This window comes from Brucella rhizosphaerae (genome assembly GCF_002252475.1).
Taxonomy (GTDB): domain Bacteria; phylum Pseudomonadota; class Alphaproteobacteria; order Rhizobiales; family Rhizobiaceae; genus Brucella; species Brucella rhizosphaerae.
In genome coordinates, this window is sequence record NZ_NNRK01000020.1 from 110,354 (window position 1) to 131,951 (window position 21,598).

Consider the following 21,598-nt stretch of genomic DNA (forward strand, 5'->3'; position numbering starts at 1 on the left):
CCCCAGCTATTGACCGGTTATGGATCGGCATTGTCGCGGTTGACCTAACCACAGCAACTGCAAAATGTTTCGCGCTCCCTCCACTGCATTGGTCGCAATTTGGGATGAGATGTCCGCTGAACCTCCTGGCTCGGTAGGATATGACAACGAAAAGCAGCTTTGGCTTGAAGGTTAGGGAACCTTGAACCAATCGGCGGGTTAGGAGCGCAGTTCTTGAAGGGAGAAAGCGAATGCCAGCCAGGAAAAGCCAGCCAGCAACCGCCACGATTCACGACCAGAAGCTTGAAAGAGGGGCGGGAGGAGAGCTTCATCAGACTGTCGAGGAGGGCAAGACGCGGCTGACCACCGCCCAGGGCGTACCGATAGCCGACGATCAGAACAGTCTCAAGATCGGGTCGCGCGGCCCGGCTCTCATGGAGGATTTTCATTTTCGGGAGAAAATTTTTCATTTCGATCATGAGCGCATTCCCGAACGCGTGGTTCATGCACGTGGATATGGCGCGCATGGCTATTTCGAGAATTATGCGTCGCTGGCCGCCTATACACGGGCAGATCTTTTTCAGCGTGCTGGCGAGAAAACGCCGGTTTTTGTCCGCTTTTCCACGGTGGCGGGCTCAAAAGGATCGTTTGATCTGGCGCGGGACGTGCGCGGTTTCGCCGTCAAATTCTACACCCAGGAAGGAAACTGGGATCTTGTCGGCAACAATATACCGGTCTTCTTCATTCAGGACGCGATAAAATTCCCGGACATCATTCACGCGGTGAAGCCGGAGCCGGATCGCGGTTTCCCGCAAGCGCAATCCGCGCATGACAATTTTTGGGATTTCATCAGCCTCACGCCGGAATCCATGCATATGATCATGTGGGTGATGTCTGACCGCGCCTTACCGCGCTCTTTCCGGTTCATGGAAGGATTTGGGGTCCACACGTTCCGTCTGGTCAATGCCAGTGGCGAACCCACATTCGTGAAATTCATCTGGAAGCCAATGCTCGGATTGCAATCGGTGCTGTGGAACGAGGCCGTCAAGATCAATGGGGCGGATCCGGACTTTCATCGCCGCGATCTGTGGAACGCCATTCAAGCCGGAGATTTCCCGGAATGGGAACTCAATCTGCAGGTCTTCGACCAGGAATTTGCCGACAGTTTTGATTTTGATGTGCTGGATCCCACCAAGATTATTCCTGAAGAGGTTCTCGCCCCGATACCGGTCGGCCGATTGGTTCTGGATCGCATGCCGGATAACTTCTTTGCCGAGACGGAACAGGTTGCCTTCATGACGCAAAACGTGCCCCCGGGTATCGATTTTTCAGACGATCCCCTGCTTCAGGGGCGCAATTTCTCCTATCTCGACACGCAACTTAAACGACTTGGCAGCACCAATTTCACACATCTGCCGATCAACGCTCCCAAATGTCCGTTTCATCATTTTCAGCAGGATGGGCACATGGCGATGCGAAATCCCGTGGGACGGGTGAATTATCAGCCCAATTCATGGCAGGAGGAGCCGCGAGAAGATCCTCAAGCAGGTTTCACGACCTATCCGACCGAGGAACGGGGTGAAAAGCTCCGGCTCCGCCCCGAAAGCTTCGCGGATCACTACAGTCAGGCACGACAGTTTTTTATCAGTCAGACAGAAGTGGAACAGCATCATATCGCCGCCGCGCTGACGTTTGAATTAAGTCGATGCGAGAACGTGAAGATCCGGGAGAGAATGGTTTCACACCTGCTCAACATTGATGAGGGGCTGGCAACCAACGTCGCTGATAAGCTTGGTATTCAGGCGCTGCCCGCTGCTGCGGACACCGCGCTTATGCCGCGACAGGACCTAGAGCCCTCGCCAGCGCTCAGTATTATCAAAAACGGCCCCGAGAGCTTCGCGGGACGGAAACTCGGCGTTCTGGTGAGCGCAGGCTTTGATGCCGGAATCTTCAACACGCTTAAAGATCGGTTTGCAGGTGGCCATGCCATGGTCGAGGTCGTCGCCCCGCAGGTGGGTGGTGTCGAGGCAGAGGATGGCAGCTTGATTGCTGCGGATTATATGGTTGATGGCGGTCCATCTGTTTTGTTTGACGCAGTTGCACTCGTGCTTTCGGAACAGGCTGCGGAGCGCTTATGCGGTGAAGCGACAGCGCGGGATTTCGTGTCGGATGCCTTTGCACATTGCAAATACATCGCTTTCACGCAAGGTGGCCTGCCGCTGCTGCAACGTGCCGGAATTGATCCAGATATGGATGAAGGGCTGATTCTGCTTGAAGACGAGAAGGCGATCCAGAATTTCTACACGGCCTGCGCAAAATTGCGCGTCTGGGCGCGGGAAACCGCGGTCAAACTGTGACAAGCAAAGGGCCTCCCGCCCGCGCGTTGACGATGGCGGGAGGCGCAAATTTTGGTGCCGTCACCACTCAACCCCTATATTGAACCCTCCTTAAGGTGGGAGCGGTTTATGCATTGCGCAATCCAAGTCGTGGTTTACTAAACGATGACCATATGAGCATCCTGGATGGGTGCGCACTTATAGGGCTGGTTTGGTCGTCAAAGCCACCAAACACATTGCGAAGCAAGGATAGGTCCGCGCTCCTTAAATAGGCGGTAGCGCGAATAATCGCAACCGCGTGTGGGTTTTTTCGCAGCTAACGACGCAGGTTGGGCAGCGAGAGAAATGAATGGCATTGCTCATCAAACTCGGTTGCGATCAGACCGCGAGCCGCTTCGACGGGGCGTTGGTCGATTTGCTCGACACGGTAGAGCTTTTCGTCGTGAAACGCTGAACTATGGTTCAAGCCCGGCTTTGGCTGCTGATCTGTTTCCTGCATGAACTCTGTTGCGGCGGCGACCAGTCTAGCATCGGCGGCAGAGGCAGCCGCGACCAGCCGCCCGCCTGAAATCGGGGCTCGATCCTGTGCTTCGGCTCCTTGCTGGGGAAGCAGGGCAAATAGGTACATTTCGGTCGAGGGTGTGACGGCAATGCCTTGATCTGGTGCTTCGCCCCACTCATTGGGTGGGTTGATATCTCGATATCGCATGGGACACTCCTTTTTGGCGTGATGCCTTGATGGCCGAACCCGGCTGGCAAGCACTTGTTCCCTTTGCTTTGCGAAACCACCCAACGAAAAACCTGTGCAAATGGAACAGTTCCCGCGCGGACGAGTTCGGGGGATGAAAATGAGAACAATGACAACAATGGGAACGGAAACCCGGCGTCCAGTCAGCCATCTCGTTGGCGGGCATGCTCGCAGTTGCAAACAGGGAGAAGACAATGAAGGCGTTAACGTGGCACGGTACTGGCGACATACGTTGTGAGGAAGTCGACGATCCAATCATCCAGGATGAGCGCGATGCGATCATCAAGGTGACAAGCTGTGCCATCTGCGGCTCTGATCTGCATCTTTATGGTGGCTTTGTGCCAGGGATGCATGCCGGCGATATTATGGGCCATGAGACCATGGGCGAGGTGGTGGAGGTCGGCAAAGGAAGCCGCAAGTTGAAGGTGGGCGACCGCATTGTTGTGCCTTTTACGATTTCGTGCGGTGGGTGCCGAATGTGCAGCCGTGGTCTTTTTTCGCTCTGTGAGCGCTCGAATCCAAAAGCTGCCTTGCAGGCTGAGCAGATCGGTTATCCAACGGCGGGTCTCTTTGGTTATTCCGAGCTTTACGGACGTTTCCCAGGTGGGCAGGCGCAGTATCTCAGGGTGCCTTTCGCCGATGTCGGCTCGGTCGTGATACCGGACGGGTTCAGGGATGACCAGGTCCTCTTTTTGTCAGATATTTTTCCAACCGGATATATGGCGGCGGAGAATTGCGACATTCGGCCCGGACAGAGCGTGGTGGTTTTTGGTTGTGGTCCAGTCGGCCTCTTTGCAATCAAGTCGGCCTTTTTATTGGGTGCGGAGAAAGTCATAGCGATTGATACCATTCCAGAACGTCTCGCTTTGGCTCGGCAGGCAGGAGCAGACGTGTTGGATTACACAGATGAGGAGCTTCAGCAGCAGATTATCGATCTGACCAACGGTCAGGGACCGGATGCGGTGATCGAAGCAGTGGGCATGGAAAGTCATGGAGCGGGCGGGGTGATCGAAGCCCTGCAATCAAGCCTTACTGCCAGTGAACGGCCCTATGCCCTTAACCAGGCAATTCTCGCTTGTCGTCCGGGTGGCGTTGTGTCGATCCCCGGCGTATTCGTGGGGTCTGCAGTTCCGACGGCGCTGGGGGCAGTGGTGGGCAAGGGTCTTACCTTGAAGACCGGACAAACCCATGTGCAGCGCTATCTTGAGCCATTGTTGCAATTGATCATAGAGGGGAAGATCGACCCATCCTTTTTGATCACCGACCGCCTGGGCCTTGAAGACGGTCCTGAGGCCTATAAAAGGTTTCGCGACAAACAGGATGGCTGCATCAAGGTTGTGATGAGACCCAATGGCTGAGGGTTGACGGCGAACAAGGCCCACAATGGAGCGGTGATCAGCGCTTTGCATGATGCTTGCGGTGAGCCCACAGCCTTCGGAGACAACGCCAATCGGGGCCAGCGCGATCGGGCCAGCGAATGAGCCAGAGAGTGGGTTGTGCATCGACTGTTGTTCGCTATCCGCTGTCGCCAGGTAGAAGAGGGCGCCATTTCTGCTTTGCAGAACTTGCCTGCTTGCAAAGTCATGACGGACGGCAACGGCGGATATAACTATTGGTTCCCGCCATGCCGTTGACTGGTTGGACATACCGGGAAAAAGGGTGCCGACCGGCACCCTTGTTGTGATAGTGGATAGTCATCTGAAAACCCGGGAGGCAGAATTTAGCCGATGCCCTTGCCGCCCGTGGCGCCATAGACTTCTCCATTGATGAAGCTTGCTTCATTGGAAGCAAGCAATACATAGATGGGGGCCAGTTCGACGGGTTGACCCGGTCGACCGAAATCGCTGTTCTCACCAAAATGAACGACCTTCTCATCGGGTTGCCCGCCAGAAGGCTGCAGCACCGTCCAGACGGGTCCGGGAGCCACCGCATTCACACGAATGCCCTTTTTGATGAATTGTTTGGCCAGGGCTTTGGTATAAGCAACGATACCGGCCTTGGTCGTGGCATAATCCAGCAGGATTTCCGAAGGCTGGTATGCCTGTATGGAGGCGGTTGTGATCACCGCTGCACCGGCCGGCAGCAATGGTTCTGCCGTTTGAGCGATCCAATGCAGCGCGTAAAGATTGGTCTTCATGGTTCTGTCGAAATCCGCGCTGGTGAGCTCGAAAATCTCTTCACGGAACTGCTGCCGGCCGGCGTTGATAACCAGTATGTCGAGCCCGTCGAGTTGATGCGCCGCCTGTGCGACCATTTCGCGGCACCAGACTTCGTCACTGATGTCACCGGGCAGGGCAACCGCTTTGCGGCCTTCAGCGCGGATCAAAGCGATGACCGACTGCGCATCCTCTTCTTCCTCCGGCAAGTAGGAAATTGCCACATCGGCTCCTTCGCGGGCAAAAGCGATCGCTGCAGCTCGCCCGATGCCGGAATCGCCGCCGGTGATCAGTGCGCGCCGCCCCTCCAATCGATTGTGACCCTGATAGGATTGTTCACCGTGATCGGGTTCGGGCAACATCTTTTCAGCAATGCCGGGTCTTGCCTGGCGTTGCTGGGGAAACGGTGGGGCCGGATAAAGGCTACGTGGATCCTGGAGTGTCGGATTATCAGACATTTTCTCTTCCTTTGCGAATGAGGAAGAAATGGAAATTCAATTCGTTTCTTCCAAATAGCAAAAAAGCGGGCTTTCGCCCGCTTTCTCATTTACAGGTAACGACGGCGTTCGCGCTCGACTTCCTCGGGCGTGTAAGGATCAGCATCGGCGTCAAAACGCTGCCAGCCTTCCTCGGTATAAAGCTTGCGACGCGTCGCGACATCCACTCTGTTGGTCCCGGCCAGGATGGCGTCAGCTTCCGCATAGCGCTCGTCGGCGACACGCGCAGTCACAAGCGAGCCACCACGACGCACACTTTCAGCATAAACATGCGCATCCTCTTCCGACACGCCGCTTTCGGTGAGGGCACCAATCAGTCCACCCGCCACACCGCCAACCACGGCGCCGCCAACGGCACCGGTCAGGGTAGCTGCGAGCCAACCGGCAGCAACCACGGGCCCGACGCCAGGAATAGCCATGATGCCTAAGCCAGCGAGAAGCCCGCCCGCACCGCCCACAGCGGCACCGATGCCAGCACCCACACCCGCTCCGGAGCCGGCATTGCTTTCTCTGTCATCGTGGTGGGAGACAATCGAGATATCGTCTGAAGGGAAGCCCGCGCTTTCCAGGCGTGCAACCGCGTCCTGAGCTGCGGAATAGCTATCAAAAAGTCCAGTAACAGTTCGCATATTCTTCTCCCTGGTTCATGAAGGTGTTATTACGACGGGGGGTGGGGATTACATCGCCTTCTTGGTGACGTTACCTTGGTAATCAAGCTGCACTTCCATCTTTTCAGTGCCCTTCATTGCCGAGGCTTCCCAGATACCATCGTCCCGCAGTTTCAAAGCGGTGACATCCTTGTACCCTGCTTCTTCAATGCGGCTCTTGGCCTGATCTTCGGTGAAGCTATTGGCGCCCTTCACCGGTGCATCTGGATTTTTGCTGTCCGGGGCCGAGACTGCCGGGGTTTCCGGTGAAGTGGCACCACTATCCTGTGCAAAGGCAAAAGACGGCGCGACAAGGAACGCGCCAGCAAGCGCTAAAACGCTGATTTTCATGGTTTTTCTCCACTGATGTAATGTCTACACCTACCGAACTCACGCCCGGAGGTTAAGTTCCAAAAAACTTCCACAGAGCCCAAGAATTCCTGATGGGCGGCATATGAAGGGAACAACTGGGAACATGTTGCAGGCGTGGAAGTTTCAGATCTGTCTGGTCGCGATGATGAGGTATTAATTGTGCGTTCCACGTCAACCATTCCTTCTGCCAATATCCACCCTGACTTTTTTACAGGCATTGCGCGTGGCCTAGGGGGTGCTCTGTTATTTGCGCTGCCGATGCTGATGACGATGGAAATGTGGGAGCTTGGTCTTTACGCCAACCCGATGCGGTTGCTGCTGCTTTGCCTGTTGAACATTCCGTTGCTGATCGGGCTTGCTTACCGTATCGGGTTTGAGCGCATGTCGACCTGGTCACAAACGCTGCGTGACGCGGCTATCGCCTTCGCTCTTGGTATTGTGTTGAGCGGAATGATCCTTTGGCTGTTTGGCCTGTTGAGCCGTGAATTGCCGCTGCACCACATGATAGCGATGATTGCCCTGCAAGCCGTTCCAGCCAGTATCGGCGCCTTGCTGGGACGCAGCCAACTCGGCATGCGGTCGGAAGAGGATGACGAAGAGGATGGAGAATATGATGGAGAGAGCGGCTATTTCAATGAGTTGTTTATGATGATCGTTGGAGCGCTTTTTCTGGGGTTGAATGTGGCCCCCACCGAGGAAATGATCCTGATTGCCTACAAGATTGTGCCTGGCCAGGCCGTGCTGATCCTGCTTGTGTCGATCATCATCATGCATGGCTTTGTCTATAGCGTTCATTTCAAAGGCGAGCATCGCGTGCAGGAAGGCGCGCCGTGGTGGAGCTCTTTGGTCCGGTTCACGCTGCCGGGCTATGTGCTGGCATTTGCCACCAGTGCATACACATTATGGACATTTGAACGGCTGGATGACACCTCATTCGCCCAGATGGTGACAACGATTATTGTGCTGTCGTTTCCCACAGCGATTGGGGCGGCATCCGCCCGCCTGGTTTTGTGAGGCAGCGACATGAACAAGCAAATTAACAGGAAGAACAATGAAGCAGCGACCGTTGAAGTCCATTGGAGCGAGTGGCTCGCGGGTGGCCTATCCGCTTTGCTTATCGCCTCGCTGCTTTGCTGGTTGGGGTATCATAGTTATCAATATCAGCCAGACAAAGCCGATTTCCGTGTCGAAGTGACCGGCTATACTGCGGTCGAAAATGGGTATCGGGTCGCTTTTGCAGTTTTCAACTCGTCGCGATCAAGCGCCGCCCAGGTTCGTGTTGTAGGAACCATTGACGAACCGCAAGGGGGCGCGGAACAGGCGACCGCAATCTTCGATTATGTGGCATCACAAGCTCGGTCCTCGGGCGCACTGTTTTTCTTGAACGATCCGCGCAATCGCGCGCCGAAGCTGCGCGTGGTAAGCTATATTGAACCTTGAATTGTTGAGGGTTTCGTCGCAGCGAGGCTTTGCTGAGTGACTGTCCGCTCTCCTCCATGGGGTTGGCGGGTCGCCATGCAAGAAGGATTCAAAAATTTCGGTGGTTCTCAAAATTGAGGGAACAGTGTCTTCGCCTTCTTGTTGGGGTGTTTCCAATGACAGGAGTATGAGAGGATGAAGAACCCAGCAAGCCAGAATAGTAACAGGACATCCGACAGGGCAGCGACACTGCCTACAGCCGACGAAGAAACCGGCGGTGCCACTGGGGCTTTGGCAGTGCAACAGCCGCCGCCTTCGCTTCAGGATTCGTCCGGGCAGAGTGATGTTCCGCACCCGGGAACTTGCGGATTCAAGCCGGTCATCTATCTGAAAGCGGGCTGTCCCTATTGCTTTAAGCTGCGTCTTGCATTGCTCGAAGCCGGGTTGATGGACCGCGTTGCGTTTCAGGAATTCGACGCCGACACGCAGGAAGAGAGACACATCCGGACAGAACTCTCCCGGCATTTTTTTGCCCTGAGCTTCCCCACTGCAGAAATCGCACCAGGTCGGTTCGAGAAAGGATCAGACGCGCTCATCCAGCACTTTCTAAGGGATTCAGGCAGATCTGCGAGCCAACTTACAACTTTGCAGGCCTATCTCAAGGGTCCCTTCGTGCAACTCACTGGCCTTTCCCCCGTCACCCATTAGGTCGCTGTTGATGAAGCCACCTCTCGATAGATTGGCCGAGGGGCAAAGAAGGGGAGCGGAAGGCAATCAGCGAAACATCTGGAACAAGCTTCGACCCGGCGAGTTCGGAATGCGGAGGAAGTGACCGATGATTGCAAAAATGACCAGGAAAACAAGATCGAACTTGCCGTCATCCATTGCTGACGGTCTCGCTGAGGCGAGGGACCAGATAGAGCCAGGCGCCGTTCGAGCAGATGGCGGAGACCAAATCCCGACAGAAGAAAATCTGGCGCAGGTTCAATGTCTGAAGAGCCGCAACGACAGTAAGCGGCCGCAGCCGATGCGCCGCTTTCTCAAAGATAATGGGCTAACGATCGCTCTTATCGCGCTGTTTCTTCTGTCGCTGGTGGGTATGGTTGTTGCGGGACTTTCCCATGTAAACGAAACGCTCATGCGTCATCACCGGGCACCGCTTGGGCTGTTCGAGTACCTTAAGAGCGGGGAATTTCTTTCGGCTCTGTTTGAAAACTGGGAGAGTGAATTCCTGCAGATGGGGGTCTATGTCGTCCTGACCGCGATGCTGTTTCAGCGTGGTTCAGCGGAGTCAAGAGATCCCGATCAGGATCGGGCGCCCTCATCGCAAAGACCATCGCCCGCAGCCAGCCGATTCCACCCTGCTATAGAGTTTCTCTATGCCCATTCGCTGGGCATTGCTCTCTTTGCATTGTTTGCTAGCAGTTTTGTTTTCCACGTAATAGCCAGTTTTCGCGCAGCGCGTGAAGAAGCGGTACAGCATGGCGCAGCTCTGGCGGCATTCTGGCCTTACTTGCTGGATTCGGGCCTATGGTTTGAATCTTTCCAAAACTGGCAGTCTGAATTTATGTCGACGGCCGCGCTGGTTCTCTTATCGATTTATTTGCGTCAGAAGGGTTCGCCCGAATCCAAGCCAGTGCAGGCCAGCAATCACCAAACCGGTGATTGATCGAACCGCCAGAATGGGTGACGCTGTGGAAATTTCGCTTTGGAACAAAGCAACCGGCAAAGGGTTGGTGTTTTGAGAGCTTTGAGGAGAAAACCATGACGACACAACCGCTTCCGCAGGACAATAGCAATCCGTCCAATTTACCGCAGCCCGGACAGTCGCCAGAAATCCCGGACATTCCTCCGGCTACCGTGCCCGAGCAGCAGCCAGATAGTCTTCCCGAACCGCTGGGACCTGACATTCCTGACCGGCCCGAGCCCACGCCTGATGTTCCAGTGCCGGAGCATTCGCCGGAAATCCCGGATATCCCTCCGGCTACCGTGCCCGAGCAGCAGCCAGACAGTCTACCCGAACCGCTGGGACCTGATATTCCTGATCGTCCCGATCCAGCACCCGAGGTTCCGATGCCAGAGGAGGTACCCCCGCCCCCTTTCAATCCAGAAAAACTTGCGCTGTAGTCGCACATGCGAAATCGCTTTTATCGCGGCTCTCGTGAACGTCGCGCTGCGCCCGCTGGAGCCGCGGTGCCGTTTCATGCATGAGCGGTTACGATAAGCGATAGCCATATCGGGGAAGAGCTTTGACCAACGCGGGCCGGCGCCAGCTCCACTTCTTCACAGGAGGTGAGCAAAAGCTTGTGGGCGCCCCGGCTGATGACAGACACGGACACCATTGCAGGGGCCGTGATCCTTTTCTTGGGGTTGTTACCATGCATCGGCCAGCTCCTGCGTTGTCGCAAGCTCCAATTGTTCCGCCAGCCTATGATGGCAGAGTGCGAGGATTGCGTCGTGACTTGCATCGGAGCTACTGCAGACCGCATCCGTCACCAGAATGACGCGATAGCCGCGATCCACGGCTCCAAGAAGGGTCGCAAGTACGCAGAGATCGGTTTCCGCACCACTGACGATCAAGGTGTGGACACGTTTTTTATAGAGGAATTTCTGGAGCAGACCTTGCGTCCAGGGAGAGTAGACGCCCTTGTCCAGAAGAGTGGCCGGCGGGACAAAGCGTTGTAAGGGATCAACAAGATTGAGCAGATCACGGTCCAGAAATTCGAGCGTCACGCTCTGCCATTTGCGGTAATAGCGTTTCCAGGCGCCGACGGCGTCGTCTGGAGAGTGTGGCGGAATAAAGCGCGTGAAGACGGTCCGCTCGGCGCAGATCCCGCAAAGACTGACAATGTTGGGAAGAACCGCCTCCGCCCAGGGCACATGCCACGGCGCTCCGGGGCCGAACAATTTTTGCATGTCGACGCAAAGATGCATGCTCCCAGCACGGAGGTTCCCTTTGGTGATCCCGGTTTCAGGCAGCATTTTGATCTCGCGCTTTCTTTTCAATTGTGCGGCCGGCTCCAATCATCCGCCATTTTCGCGCGGAGTTGGTTGCCGGTTTACCCACCAAACTCCGCCATTCTGTTTTCGTTCCCGCTTTTTACGGCCAGCAGCCGTTCCCGGTCGTGAACCCAACAGCCACAGAGCAACCGCAGCTGAGATCTTCCCTGTACGATATCGTACGGTTGGACCGTCTCTCGGAACCAAAGCCCCGGTCGGGCCTTAAATCAATGGCGGACAGGAGAGAGATGATGTTATCGCAGCCAAATTTCGAAGATGAGTTGATGCAGCTGCTACCGGCACTGACGCAGTTCGCGCGGTCCTTATGCCGCCAATCTGCCGATGCAGAAGATCTTGTTCAGGAGACTTTGGTCAAGGCCCTGAAAAACCGGGAAAAATACCAGCCCTATGGCTCGCTGAAATCCTGGTTGTTCACGATCATGAAAAATAGCTTTTGCAGCCGGTTCAAGCGCGCGCGTCGGGAAACAGCTTTGGGCGATGAAGGGGGGCCGGTCATCAACGCGCCGCAGGAAATGGCGATTGAACTCCAGGACGTTGGGCGCGCTTACACCAAACTCTCGGAGAGCCACCGCAACGTCATCGAAATGGTTGTCTTCAATGGTCTGAGCTATCAACATGCCGCCACCCAGAGCGGCTGTACTATTGGCACGATAAAAAGCAGGCTGTGTCGCGCCCGCATGCAATTGGAGTTGGATCTGAATTCAACGTCGTAACGGGTGTTTATTCGGGAAGCATGTCTGGTTCCTGCGCAGCATTGCCATTGGCGGCGAAAACGTCTTGAGACTGTTGCGCTGGACTGATCAAGCGGATCGCCAGATCGCAGACTACTGATGAATCCCGCAGGCCACTTTCGTAAAGCCGCAACACCTGCTCGGCCAGAACGGCTTCGTCGAGTTGCGGACCGGATAGTTTGAGGGAAGCAAGTGCAACGCAGTTTCGCATGAAGTCGATTTCATCGGGCGCGTAGATTCTGCTCGCTTCGTTAAAAAGGGGCACGGCAAATTCCTCGCTGTTATCAGCCACCCGTTGGTGGGCAGAAATCCAGTATAGCGGATAAAGCACCCCGTTTTTTTTGTCCGATAGCGTACAAAGGCCTTGCTTACCGCTCTAAGCGATGAGGTTGCCAGGCGGAACAAAAGCCTGCCTGGCTTGTTTTGGGTTGAGGGCGGCAAAACAAGGCAAGTTGAAATGACATTCCCGCAGCTGCAGAATATGGAAAACCAGCTTCTTTCGCTCCTTTCGCAAGCTGATTACGACGCGATTGCCGGTCATGCGCGCTTTCTTGAACTTCCGCGCGGGCACATTTTGGCGCAGGCCGGCAAGGAGATAGAGGCTGTTTATTTTTTAACGGCTGGAATTGGCTCGGTGATCGTCACCACGCGCGAAGGGCACCGGGCGGAAGCCGGGCTGTTTGGATTTGATGGATATGTGCCGACCTCAGCGGTGGCCGGTGTTGAGACCAGCTCCTATGATGTCATCATGCAGGTAGCGGGACAGGGCTATGCGGTGACCTATGATCGGTTTCGTGAACGCATGGAGACGAGCCGCAGCTTTTCTCGGGTGATGATCCGGGCGATTGAAGCCTTTTCGGTGCAACTCGCTTCGACAGCGGTGACCAACGCCGTCCACGAGATCAATCAGCGCCTGGCGCGCTGGTTGTTGATGTGTGATGACCGCATTTCAGGCTCGGAAATCGCGTTGACCCATGAGTTTCTCTCCATCATGCTTGCCGTGCGCCGGCCAAGCGTCACGACTTCGCTTCATGTGCTTGAGGGACTGGGATTGATCCGCTCCTTGCGCAACAATATCGTGATCTGGGACCGCAAAGCGCTCGAGGCCTATGCCGGCGGAGCCTATGGTTGGGCGGAACAGGAATATCGCCGGCTGATGCAGGATCTGAATACGAAAGCCAGCGTCCAACCCGCATAAGCACGCTGCGGATCCACGCGGGATCGGTTATTCTTCGCAGGCGACGGCCGATAAGGCATGGAGATGGAAAGCACGCCAATCATTGCCCGGCTTAAGATTTCTCGGCCTCAGCTCTGCGTGGATGGAAATGACGCCGATGAAGGGCTGTGCGTTTTTTCAGCCGTCAGGCTGGCCTGGGCGAAGACAAACCGCGTTCCTCAGGCAACGCCGTAGGTTTGGCGGAGCCCTGGGGAAACGATGTCACTTCTCTTTTGGAGCAACGAAGGCTTGCACAAGCGGAATGTGTTTCCGGTTCCATTTGTTCGTGCGCCCCGAAATGGAAAAGCTTTGTTTGGGATGTCAGAGCTTTGTGCCGAAGAGTTCATGATATTCCTCCTCCGGCTTGCCATAGGCTTCACCGGCAAATTCCTCCAATCCTTTTCTGTCACGAATGGTGATCCGTCCTCGCTCGGAGCGAACCAGTTTCTTTCCCTCAAGCATATGCAGGCTGGTGGTGATGCTGGGTCGCCTGACGCCGAGCATCAAGGCGATAAAATCATGGGTGAGGATAATCTCGTCACCGTCAGTGCGGTCGTGGGTCATCAGAAGCCAGCGGGCAAGGCGCTCATGAATATTTAAATTGACATTGGCCCAGACGGTGTAGGAGACCTGCGAGGAAAAACTCTGAAGGTAACGCGCCAGCAGATTGGCAAACAGGCTATGGCGTTTAATGTGGCTGCGAGCGGCGCGCGCATCGATCCGGTGGCCGTGTCCTCCGACCTGCATCACAATCTGATGGATGCTTTTCTGAGTCCCGACTGCAAGCGAGGTTGGGCCAAACCCTTCGCGACCGAGCATGCCGGCTTCAGCAAGTTTTCCGCTTGCGGGCACTATAATGACAGAACCAATGCCACTACAAAGAAAATAGAGATAATCGATCGGTTGGTCTGCTGCGACGATGACCTGGCCGCGCTCCAGGGTCACTGGCTCAAGGGACGTAAAAATCTCGCAAAATATATCGGGGGGCAGGCTGTTGAGTATTCGGTTCTGCAATTGTCTGACGCCGTCCATGTATCCTACTTTTGGGCATGGAACGCGCTCCGCACCGCATTGCCCCCACGAGTCTGTTTGACGGGGAACAATCTATAACACCCTGATCCGGCGTGGTTTTTCTGTACGATAGCAGACAAACTGGTCCCTGCGCCGTAGCATCGTGGTGATGTTTTTAGAAATTAAAGACAAGCGCTCGAGCAAGCCGCAGATTCACAGAGGCCATGTAGCAATGCATGGTTGCACCCTGCTGATCGCATTGGTCAGTGGACCAGGTCGGATTGACCGAACAATGCGGTGGCGATGGTCGCAAGATCGTCATCCGTGGCACTGAGCACAAAACCTGCGAAGCGCTGCCCATCAAGGCCTGGATGGGCAGCGAGCGCGAAGATGAAGGGAATGCAATAGGTTTCCAGCGCCGCTATAACCGGCAGAACTGCTTCGGGTTCGATTGCAACATCCAGTATGACCGCATCGACTGTTTCGCTTGCTAGCACAGTGAGGCTGGTTTCCGGGGTGCTGACGGGTCCGAGGATTGAGGCTCCAAGCCCCACAAGCTTGGTTTTCGCGTCCTCGGTCAGGAGGAAGCCATCCTCAAAAATTAGTATTTTCTTGCCGCGAAACAAATGCGGCGTGCCAAGCTTTGAATGAACCATTACAGCGAGTTCGCCATGATTGGATGAAAATTACAAGTCATGCGCGTGAACAGATTTTACTCGGTGGATGTTTTTTAGCGGTGACCGTCGACGATCGTGTGAAGTTTGTAGCGGGCACGATGCAGGCGGCTTTTCACGGTACCGACCGAGCAGTCACAGAGTTCGGCTGCCCGTTGATAGGACTTGCCTTCAAAGACCACCAGGGCAAGCACCCGTTTATATTTAACCGGCAAGGTTTCAAGCGCCAGTTGAACCTCATGCGCTTCGAGCGCGTATTCCTGGGACGCTTTGACCACCATATCCTGGGAAACACAATCCAGGATCCCGGGCGCTTCGCGGGTTTGGATCCGAATACGGGTACAGAATGTATTGCGCATGATGGTAAACAACCATGATTTGAGCGGCGCATAGGGTACGTATTTCGCGCGGTTGGCGATCGCCTTGACGAGCGTTTCCTGAACGAGATCGTCGACGTCTTCTCTTTGATTGTAGAATTTGCGCGCGAATGTCCTCAATGCGGGGATCATGGCAACGAGTTGGTCGGGTTCAAGCACACAGTCGGTTGTGCTCTTTTCGGGGGTTCTGCAAGACATTGCTCCAGCCTTTCCGGGCACAGCCCGGTGCGGGCAGCCGAAGCTGCCCTTTCGAGTCTATGAATTTTTATGGCTTTGTTGCCCGGCCTTCACATGCTGCTCATGTGTGCCGCCACGCGAGGACGATGGGTTCTCTTTATTATCGTCACGGTTGCTGGCCTGCTTGCCGGTGTTTTTGTGGCTCTGCTGGCCGGCCTTGACGTGCTGTTCGTGGCTGCCGCCCTGGCTATGATTCTGTGCCATTGTTTTTTCCTTCCCAATTTCATGTTGTAGGATGATGTTTTGTCGCGCGTGACGAGGGTCTAACCCTGCGAAACACTGGATGTTCCGAAATTGCCGTTGTAACATCGTTCACGATTGGCTTTCCGCGAGTTTGGACAGCAGCCGGTGATCGATGTGTCTGACATGCTGTCAAGACGGCTAGCCTCCAAGCGTGCCGTGCAAAGAAGGCAAGCCGTTGGAGCATCTGGCTGGTCCGGTTCGGCGCGGCCGACATCAGCCGCCGCGTCAATATTGACGGGACATCGCGGGAGCATAGGCGGATTGAGGATCTGCGTCGCTAAGGCGACGGGAAACCTTGGCAAACAAGGACAGGCATCACAGAATAGCGGGCTTATTGACGGCCGGTGGCCGAGGGCGGCGTTTGCGAAGGAGAGGAAGCCGGCAGCTTGGCGTCATCGTCCATAAAGCCACGTCCGGGACGCATCTGCCCGTAGAATTCGAACGCAGCCCAGACAAGGAGAGCGAGAACAAGGCTCATCACAAGAACGAGCAGCACCGGACGGCCTTTAGACCCTTGACGTGCCTTGATCGGGTCAATCTTTTTCATCGTTCGAGCCCTCTGGCACGGCGATCCCTTTCGATCTCTTCAAAGGTCAAAGGCGGCATTGTACGATCAAATGCTATCCAACCCTCCGCCACATAGAGATCGCGGCGCTCGTCGATCTTCACACTGCCCCATTCATCGAGCAGTGCTTCCACCTTATTGACCTCCGCTTCATCACAACGCGTGAGCAACAGCGTACTGCCGCGACGCAGTGCTTCGCTGTATGTATCAGCCATGCGTTCGGAAATGTCATGTTGTGGCAGGGTGTTAACGATGCTTGTGAGTTCGGAAGCATTGCGCGCGGATCCCGCCACGCCAACAAGAGAGGCGGTGACCCAACCAATCACAGCCACCTCACCGATTCCCGGCAGCGACATGATCCCCAAGGCGTCAAGGGTGTGACTGTCGTGCGGGGACGGTTGCGCTGCGGCATCGTTCAGGCATTCAACCGATTGCGGGGCCCCGCAAATCCTGGCTTGCTGGACTCCCTGCAAGACCACATTGTTGGTGATTAGGCTCACATGCTCTGCTTCTATTCCGGCTTCCCGTAAGGCTGACATCGCATCATAGGCTTCATCAAAGCTGTCAAAAAGTCCACTCACACAAGCCATTGCGCCTTCCTTTGAAAAATATGCGTCGGTCAATCTCTTTTGGTCTGCTTTCCTGGTCCGTTTGCGTGCGAGGAGCGCGAGCAATTTCCGGGATTAGCAACGCGCTGATCGGATGATCTTGGTCGGCCCGGACGCTCTCGCGCCCGGGCAAGCATTTAGAATCAGCCTGATGAGGTCAGGCGGCCTGAGCGGTGACGTTTGCCGAAGTTTCGGCGAGCGAGGTCAGATCCTTGTCCGTCTGACCTTCTTCCTGCAAGGTTGCATCGAGAAGCTTGGCGACATCCTTATGGCCTAGGGTTTCAGCCCAGCGTTTGAGTGTGCCATAACGGGTGATCTCGTAATGCTCGACCGCCTGGGCAGCCGAGATCAAACCCGCGTCAAGCGCTGGGCTGTCGGAAAACTCCTCCATGATTTCTTCGCCTTCCGCGATGATGCCTTCGATGGCGTCACAGGTTTTGCCCTGCGCGCGCTTGCCGAGCAGTTCGAAACATTGCTGCAGGCGCTCGACATGGGTTTCAGTTTGTTCCCGGTGGGTTTCGAACGCCGCTTTCAGCTTGTCATCATTTGCGGCGCGCGCCATTTTTGGAAGCGCTTTGAGGATCTTGCGTTCGGCATAGTAGATATCTTTCAAAGTGTCATAAAACAGATCATCAAGATTACGTTGCTTTGCTTTGGCCATTTTCCGGCTCCTCCATTAAATTGCGCGTGGTTAAGCGATGCCTGTTGCTTGCGCATATTGACCGAACCTCCAGGAGGCAGCTTTGTTTCATGCCTCGGGTTAAATTTCTGAAGAAATATCGGAGGCCCGGAGGTGGGCCTTGCGGATGATGCGGTGCGGTCGTCGTCAGCGCGCCTAACGCTTTGGCGGTCGAGGCGAGATGCGGCTATCGGCAGATAAGCAGCTGAACGCGCGGCCGAAGATTCCAAATTGGGCGTTTAGATTTATTGCCTGAGATGAGCGATCTTGGTGCTCAGCTGACAGTGCAAGCCGTCGGGGTGAAAATTCAGCTCAACGTTACCACTGATTTCTCCTGCGAGGACGCCCTCGATGAGTTTGCTGCCAAAGCCTCTGCTTTTGGGAGCGGAGACGCTGGGACCGTCTTTTTCTCTCCAGACAAAATTGAGTTGCTGCGATGCTGGATCGCAGGCCCAGGTGACGTCGACAGAGCCACCCGGCACTGAAAGCGCACCATATTTCGACGCATTGGTCGCCAATTCATGCAGGCCGAGAGAAAAGGCCATGGCAGCGCGTGAAGAAACGTCGATCTTCGGACCATTGATCGCAAAATTGGAAAGACCGAATGGTAACAGCGCCTCCTCCACCAGTTTGTCGAGTTCTGTCGCCTGCCAGACATCGGCGGTGAGAAGATCGTGGGTTCGGGCCATGGCGCCTAGTCGGGCTTCAAAGGTTTGATAGGCGCTTTTATGACTGGGATTGCGAAAGGTCTGGCGTGCCAAAGCCTGGACGGTGGCCAGGACATTCTTGATACGATGCTTCATCTCGCCCAGAATTGCCTGCTGCAACTGTTCTGACTTTTTTCGGTCGCTGATATCATGGGCGCTTTTGGACGCACCAATGATGCGTCCATTGCCATCCCGGACCGGCGATACCGTCAACTGAACATCCAGTCGCGCGCCGTTCTTGTGCAGCCGCACTGTTTCATGGGGTGCGACGGCGAGACCGCGCGAGATTTTTTCAATGATCTCTACCTCTTCGGTCATCCTGTCGGATGGGAGCAGCATAGTGACTTTGCGCCCGATAGCCTCGTCAGTGCTGTAGCCATAAAGACGTTCCGCGCCGTGATTCCAGCTCAGAATGCGCATTTCGAGATCAGTGCTCAGAATTGCGTCATGGGAAGAAGAAACGATTGCCGCCAGCTGACTTTCCAGTTCCTGCGCGCGCAATTGTTCCGTGATGTCGATAATCGTCCAGACAGCATGGGTTATAAGGCCGGTGTCGTTGCGCACCGGGCTTGCCGCACAACTGACAGGCGTGTGGCGACCATTGGCGCCGAGCAGGCTGAATCGATGAAGAAAGCTTTCTCCGTTGGTGAACAGCGCTTTGAGTGAAGTCCGGTAAGCTTCCCGATCAGCGGGTTCAAGCACGGCATCCAGCCCGCCAGCCAGCAGGATTTCCTCACGATGGCTGGAAAGCGCACAGAGCCGAGGATTGACCTTAATCAGCCTGCCCGTGCGCTCGCTCAGGGCTATTCCGGCATCCGTTTGAGAGAAGAGGAGCTCCAGTCGCTGCTGGTTTTCGGTGAGCTTGCGCTGCGCGATGACGCGCGATGTGGTTTCATTGACGATGCAAAGCACGCCCAAGGCACCATTGTCAGAAACGCTGATCGGAGAATAGGAAATATCGAAATAAACGGTTTCGGGATAGCCGAAGCGCTCGATGCGAAAAGGGCGGTTCTGCGCGGAAACGGTCTGACCTGTTTCAAGCACGGTTTCAAGCAATGGTTTCAGATCATCCCACAATTCCGACCAGTTCTCCTGGGCCGGTCGACCGAAGGCTGCGGGATGTTTGTGACCGATGGTTGGACGATAGGCATCATTATAAAGCGCGATAAACTGGGGACCCCAGAAAATGACAATCTGCGCGTCGGAGGGAAGGGCGAGATCCAATGCGCAACGCAGGGCAGGCGGCCAGCTATCCAACGGGCCAAGGGGACTTGTGGGCCAGTCCATTGTCCCAAGCAGGCGACGACAGTCAGGGATGTCCGCCAATGCGTTGGGAGCAGTTGCGCTTGCCGCATGCGTGGTGGAGATCAATGGTGCAACTCGATCCTGCATAAATTTGTTATCGCTCACAGTCCGCTCCGGCGAGAAATTCCAAAACAATCTCAAACAGGAGATGACGGAAGATTAGCGTTTTTTCAGAAAACGACAACAGTGTTTCCGCCCGTTGGAAAGCAAAGAGGGATAGGCTTGACCGTCAGGACGTTCGCTTCGCTGCGCTGAGAGGGTTGTTCGTAAGGTGAAACGGTGGAAGATGTCTTGAGCGGGCGAAATCCTCGGCAAATGAGATGTCGTCTTCCGTGATCACCGGGACCGGATCGGAGAGGATGGCGCGCAGTGTCTCGATGCTCACAGTTTCGTTTTGAAGGGCTGATTCCAGGGCGCCACGGGTTTCGCGCTCAGCCCGCAGCAGCGCTGCGAGTGCCAGGATCAAACGATCTTTCCTGTCGACGTTTCTCATCAAAGCCTCCATGCACCGCGAATTTTCTCATAACGAACAGCGAACGCCTTGGTTCCCTTGCATTGTTTCGCGCGGAGATAGGTGAAATGCTTGACGCCGCTCGCAGGCTTGTTGAGAAGAATGATCGACTACGATGGAGACATCCCGAGATTGGGTTGATGCAGAATGTGAAAAGCGCGCAGGGTGGCGCCAACTGCAATAGGGGAACTCTCTAAAAAGACATGGTTTCCGCGACACCGGGTTCAATGGTGTCTGCGGCAGAGAGATGTCGACTGTCGGTGGGCATCTTGATCCGCAGTCGATATCCGCAATAGAGGGGCGTTGAATGGTTTGCAGCGACAGGGAACCATTTTCAACAGGATGGGTTGTTCAGCATGGAAACGGGCGCAGCATATCAATGCTGTTGCCTGATCGAAATGGTTACAGCAGGAGGGAGGAAAATCGATGGGATGGTTATTTTTCTGGATCGTGTTGGTGGGTCTCCCCTTGTTGCTGGGCTTTGGATTTGCCTTTGAGAAAATTTTGAAAAGGATCGGCAGGGCGAGTTCGCACGAGGATGGAGCGTAACAATGGCACCGCGCGCAAACTGGAAGGGGCAGATCAAGGTCGACGAACTGCTGTGTCCGGTCGCGCTTTACACGGCGGCGTCAACATCGGACCGGATTTCCTTCCATCTGATCAATCGGAAGACGGGCAATCGGCTCAGTCGCGAATTTGTCGACAGCGACACCGGCAAACCGGTCGACCGCGAGGATCAGGTCAAGGGATATGAGATCGCCTCGGGGACCTATGTCAGTTTTAACGACGACGAAATCGCTGCGGCTGTGCCTGAAAGCGACAAGACGCTTAATGTGCTGTGCTTTATTGCCTGCGACGCGATTGATGATGTTTATCTTGACCGGCCTTATTACCTGGCGCCGAATGACGACAATCAGCAAGCCTACAACTTGCTACGCGAGGCGATGCAACTGCAAAAAGTTGGGGCGATTGCCGAGGCGGTGTTGTTTCGGCGCGCTCGCAAACTGCTGATCCGCGCATATGGTGAGGGGCTTCTCGCGACCACGCTGAATTTCGACTACGAGGTGCGCTCGACCAAGGAAGCGTTTTCAGACATTGGCAGTTTCAAGTTCGACAAGGAAATGCTCGATCTCGCCAGGCATATTATCGATACCAAGATGGGCAGTTTTGATCCGGCCGGTTTTGATGACCATTATGATACGGCGCTGGCCGATCTGATTAAGGCTAAAATTGCAGGCAAACCGTTCAAGAAACCGGCGCCAGCGAAATCCGCGCAGGTCATTGATCTCAAGGAAGCGCTGCGTAAGAGCGCTGAAGGAGCAGGTGGGAAAAAGAAATCGGTTGGCCGAAAACCGGCTGCCAAGAAAACGCCCGCGAAGCAGGGTGGGGCCAAAAAGGCGAGCTAAAGAATTGAAACCCGCTTGCTGCAACGATCAGCTGCTTTCTTCTTCTTTCGCCAATCGTGTGATTTCGCGGTGAAACTTAAGCTTTGCTTGAGCTGATCAGAAGCTGATCAGAGTGAGAGCGGATGATGACGACCGATAACCACAACAAAACGA

General features: G+C 55.2%; 25 protein-coding genes. 10 read left to right on the forward strand and 15 right to left on the reverse strand.

Annotated elements, in window-relative coordinates:
- Window positions 1-230: 230 nt before the first annotated feature.
- A complete protein-coding gene (katE, locus tag CEV32_RS05055) occupies window positions 231-2,336 on the forward strand; it encodes a catalase (RefSeq protein WP_094574757.1) in 2,106 nt (701 codons plus the stop codon).
- Window positions 2,337-2,631: 295 nt separating this feature from the next.
- Here katE and CEV32_RS05060 read toward each other — a convergent pair whose 3' ends face one another.
- Window positions 2,632-3,024, reverse strand: a complete 393-nt coding sequence (locus tag CEV32_RS05060; protein ID WP_094574760.1) for a hypothetical protein — start codon at window positions 3,022-3,024, stop codon at window positions 2,632-2,634.
- Window positions 3,025-3,257: 233 nt separating this feature from the next.
- Between CEV32_RS05060 and CEV32_RS05065 the strand changes: the two genes are divergently transcribed.
- Window positions 3,258-4,421 (forward strand): zinc-dependent alcohol dehydrogenase, encoded by a 1,164-nt coding sequence (locus tag CEV32_RS05065; protein WP_094574762.1) that lies wholly within the window; start codon window positions 3,258-3,260, stop codon window positions 4,419-4,421.
- Window positions 4,422-4,783: 362 nt separating this feature from the next.
- Here the strand turns inward: CEV32_RS05065 and CEV32_RS05070 are convergent, their stop codons facing one another.
- The 3 genes from CEV32_RS05070 to CEV32_RS05080 all read right to left on the reverse strand — a co-directional run bounded on the left by CEV32_RS05070 (window position 4,784) and on the right by CEV32_RS05080 (window position 6,714).
- On the reverse strand, window positions 4,784-5,677 hold the full coding sequence (locus CEV32_RS05070; protein WP_094574764.1) for an SDR family oxidoreductase: 894 nt from the start codon (window positions 5,675-5,677) through the stop codon (window positions 4,784-4,786).
- Window positions 5,678-5,766: 89 nt separating this feature from the next.
- A complete protein-coding gene (locus tag CEV32_RS05075; RefSeq protein ID WP_094574766.1) occupies window positions 5,767-6,345 on the reverse strand; it encodes a general stress protein in 579 nt (192 codons plus the stop codon).
- Window positions 6,346-6,393: 48 nt separating this feature from the next.
- Window positions 6,394-6,714: a PepSY domain-containing protein gene (locus CEV32_RS05080; protein WP_094574768.1), complete on the reverse strand. Its 321-nt coding sequence runs from the start codon at window positions 6,712-6,714 to the stop codon at window positions 6,394-6,396.
- A 177-nt stretch (window positions 6,715-6,891) separates the two neighbouring features.
- On the opposite strand from CEV32_RS05080, the gene CEV32_RS05085 reads away from it, so the two are divergent.
- The 5 genes from CEV32_RS05085 (at window position 6,892) to CEV32_RS05105 (ending at window position 10,281) form a co-directional block, all read left to right on the forward strand.
- The gene (locus tag CEV32_RS05085) at window positions 6,892-7,749 is read left to right on the forward strand and encodes a TIGR02587 family membrane protein (protein WP_167382744.1); all 858 of its coding nucleotides are present in this window, start codon (window positions 6,892-6,894) and stop codon (window positions 7,747-7,749) included.
- A 9-nt stretch (window positions 7,750-7,758) separates the two neighbouring features.
- Window positions 7,759-8,175, forward strand: coding sequence for a TIGR02588 family protein (locus tag CEV32_RS05090; protein ID WP_094574772.1), 417 nt, complete (start codon window positions 7,759-7,761; stop codon window positions 8,173-8,175).
- A gap of 174 nt (window positions 8,176-8,349) precedes the next feature.
- Window positions 8,350-8,862, forward strand: a complete 513-nt coding sequence (locus CEV32_RS05095; RefSeq protein ID WP_094574773.1) for a thioredoxin domain-containing protein — start codon at window positions 8,350-8,352, stop codon at window positions 8,860-8,862.
- Between the two features lie 127 nt (window positions 8,863-8,989).
- A complete protein-coding gene (locus CEV32_RS05100; RefSeq protein WP_374883444.1) occupies window positions 8,990-9,823 on the forward strand; it encodes a DUF6766 family protein in 834 nt (277 codons plus the stop codon).
- Between the two features lie 95 nt (window positions 9,824-9,918).
- Entirely contained in the window at window positions 9,919-10,281 is a 363-nt protein-coding gene (locus CEV32_RS05105) for a hypothetical protein (RefSeq protein WP_094574775.1), read from the forward strand.
- A gap of 246 nt (window positions 10,282-10,527) precedes the next feature.
- Here the strand turns inward: CEV32_RS05105 and CEV32_RS05110 are convergent, their stop codons facing one another.
- On the reverse strand, window positions 10,528-11,136 hold the full coding sequence (locus CEV32_RS05110; protein WP_094574777.1) for a cysteine hydrolase family protein: 609 nt from the start codon (window positions 11,134-11,136) through the stop codon (window positions 10,528-10,530).
- A 65-nt stretch (window positions 11,137-11,201) separates the two neighbouring features.
- Between CEV32_RS05110 and CEV32_RS05115 the strand changes: the two genes are divergently transcribed.
- Entirely contained in the window at window positions 11,202-11,888 is a 687-nt protein-coding gene (locus CEV32_RS05115; protein ID WP_235818721.1) for a sigma-70 family RNA polymerase sigma factor, read from the forward strand.
- 7 nt (window positions 11,889-11,895) lie between these two features.
- On the opposite strand, the gene CEV32_RS05120 is transcribed toward CEV32_RS05115, so the two are convergent.
- A complete protein-coding gene (locus CEV32_RS05120) occupies window positions 11,896-12,171 on the reverse strand; it encodes a hypothetical protein (RefSeq protein WP_143128790.1) in 276 nt (91 codons plus the stop codon).
- 192 nt (window positions 12,172-12,363) lie between these two features.
- Here CEV32_RS05120 and CEV32_RS05125 point away from each other — a divergent pair, with 192 nt between their 5' ends.
- Window positions 12,364-13,104 carry a Crp/Fnr family transcriptional regulator gene (locus tag CEV32_RS05125; protein WP_094574864.1) on the forward strand — a complete coding sequence of 247 codons (741 nt, stop codon included), beginning with the start codon at window positions 12,364-12,366 and terminating at the stop codon, window positions 13,102-13,104.
- Window positions 13,105-13,443: 339 nt separating this feature from the next.
- Here CEV32_RS05125 and CEV32_RS05130 read toward each other — a convergent pair whose 3' ends face one another.
- The 9 genes from CEV32_RS05130 to CEV32_RS05175 form a co-directional block, all read right to left on the reverse strand.
- On the reverse strand, window positions 13,444-14,154 hold the full coding sequence (locus CEV32_RS05130) for a Crp/Fnr family transcriptional regulator (protein WP_167382739.1): 711 nt from the start codon (window positions 14,152-14,154) through the stop codon (window positions 13,444-13,446).
- Window positions 14,155-14,396: 242 nt separating this feature from the next.
- Entirely contained in the window at window positions 14,397-14,789 is a 393-nt protein-coding gene (locus tag CEV32_RS05135) for a response regulator (RefSeq protein WP_094574783.1), read from the reverse strand.
- Between the two features lie 74 nt (window positions 14,790-14,863).
- Window positions 14,864-15,382 (reverse strand): RNA polymerase sigma factor, encoded by a 519-nt coding sequence (locus CEV32_RS05140; protein ID WP_094574785.1) that lies wholly within the window; start codon window positions 15,380-15,382, stop codon window positions 14,864-14,866.
- Window positions 15,383-15,439: 57 nt separating this feature from the next.
- Window positions 15,440-15,625, reverse strand: coding sequence for a hypothetical protein (locus CEV32_RS05145; protein ID WP_094574787.1), 186 nt, complete (start codon window positions 15,623-15,625; stop codon window positions 15,440-15,442).
- 370 nt (window positions 15,626-15,995) lie between these two features.
- A complete protein-coding gene (locus CEV32_RS05155) occupies window positions 15,996-16,211 on the reverse strand; it encodes a hypothetical protein (protein WP_094574791.1) in 216 nt (71 codons plus the stop codon).
- Window positions 16,208-16,819: a hypothetical protein gene (locus CEV32_RS05160; RefSeq protein ID WP_143128791.1), complete on the reverse strand. Its 612-nt coding sequence runs from the start codon at window positions 16,817-16,819 to the stop codon at window positions 16,208-16,210. The genes CEV32_RS05155 and CEV32_RS05160 overlap by 4 nt, the downstream gene beginning before the upstream one ends.
- A 175-nt stretch (window positions 16,820-16,994) precedes the next feature.
- Window positions 16,995-17,498, reverse strand: coding sequence for a YciE/YciF ferroxidase family protein (locus CEV32_RS05165; RefSeq protein WP_094574795.1), 504 nt, complete (start codon window positions 17,496-17,498; stop codon window positions 16,995-16,997).
- Window positions 17,499-17,761: 263 nt separating this feature from the next.
- A complete protein-coding gene (locus CEV32_RS05170) occupies window positions 17,762-19,633 on the reverse strand; it encodes a PAS domain-containing sensor histidine kinase (protein ID WP_235818722.1) in 1,872 nt (623 codons plus the stop codon).
- Between the two features lie 124 nt (window positions 19,634-19,757).
- Entirely contained in the window at window positions 19,758-20,021 is a 264-nt protein-coding gene (locus tag CEV32_RS05175; RefSeq protein ID WP_094574870.1) for a hypothetical protein, read from the reverse strand.
- 569 nt (window positions 20,022-20,590) lie between these two features.
- Between CEV32_RS05175 and ku the strand changes: the two genes are divergently transcribed.
- Window positions 20,591-21,445: a non-homologous end joining protein Ku gene (gene ku / locus CEV32_RS05180; RefSeq protein ID WP_094574797.1), complete on the forward strand. Its 855-nt coding sequence runs from the start codon at window positions 20,591-20,593 to the stop codon at window positions 21,443-21,445.
- Window positions 21,446-21,598 lie beyond the last annotated feature (153 nt).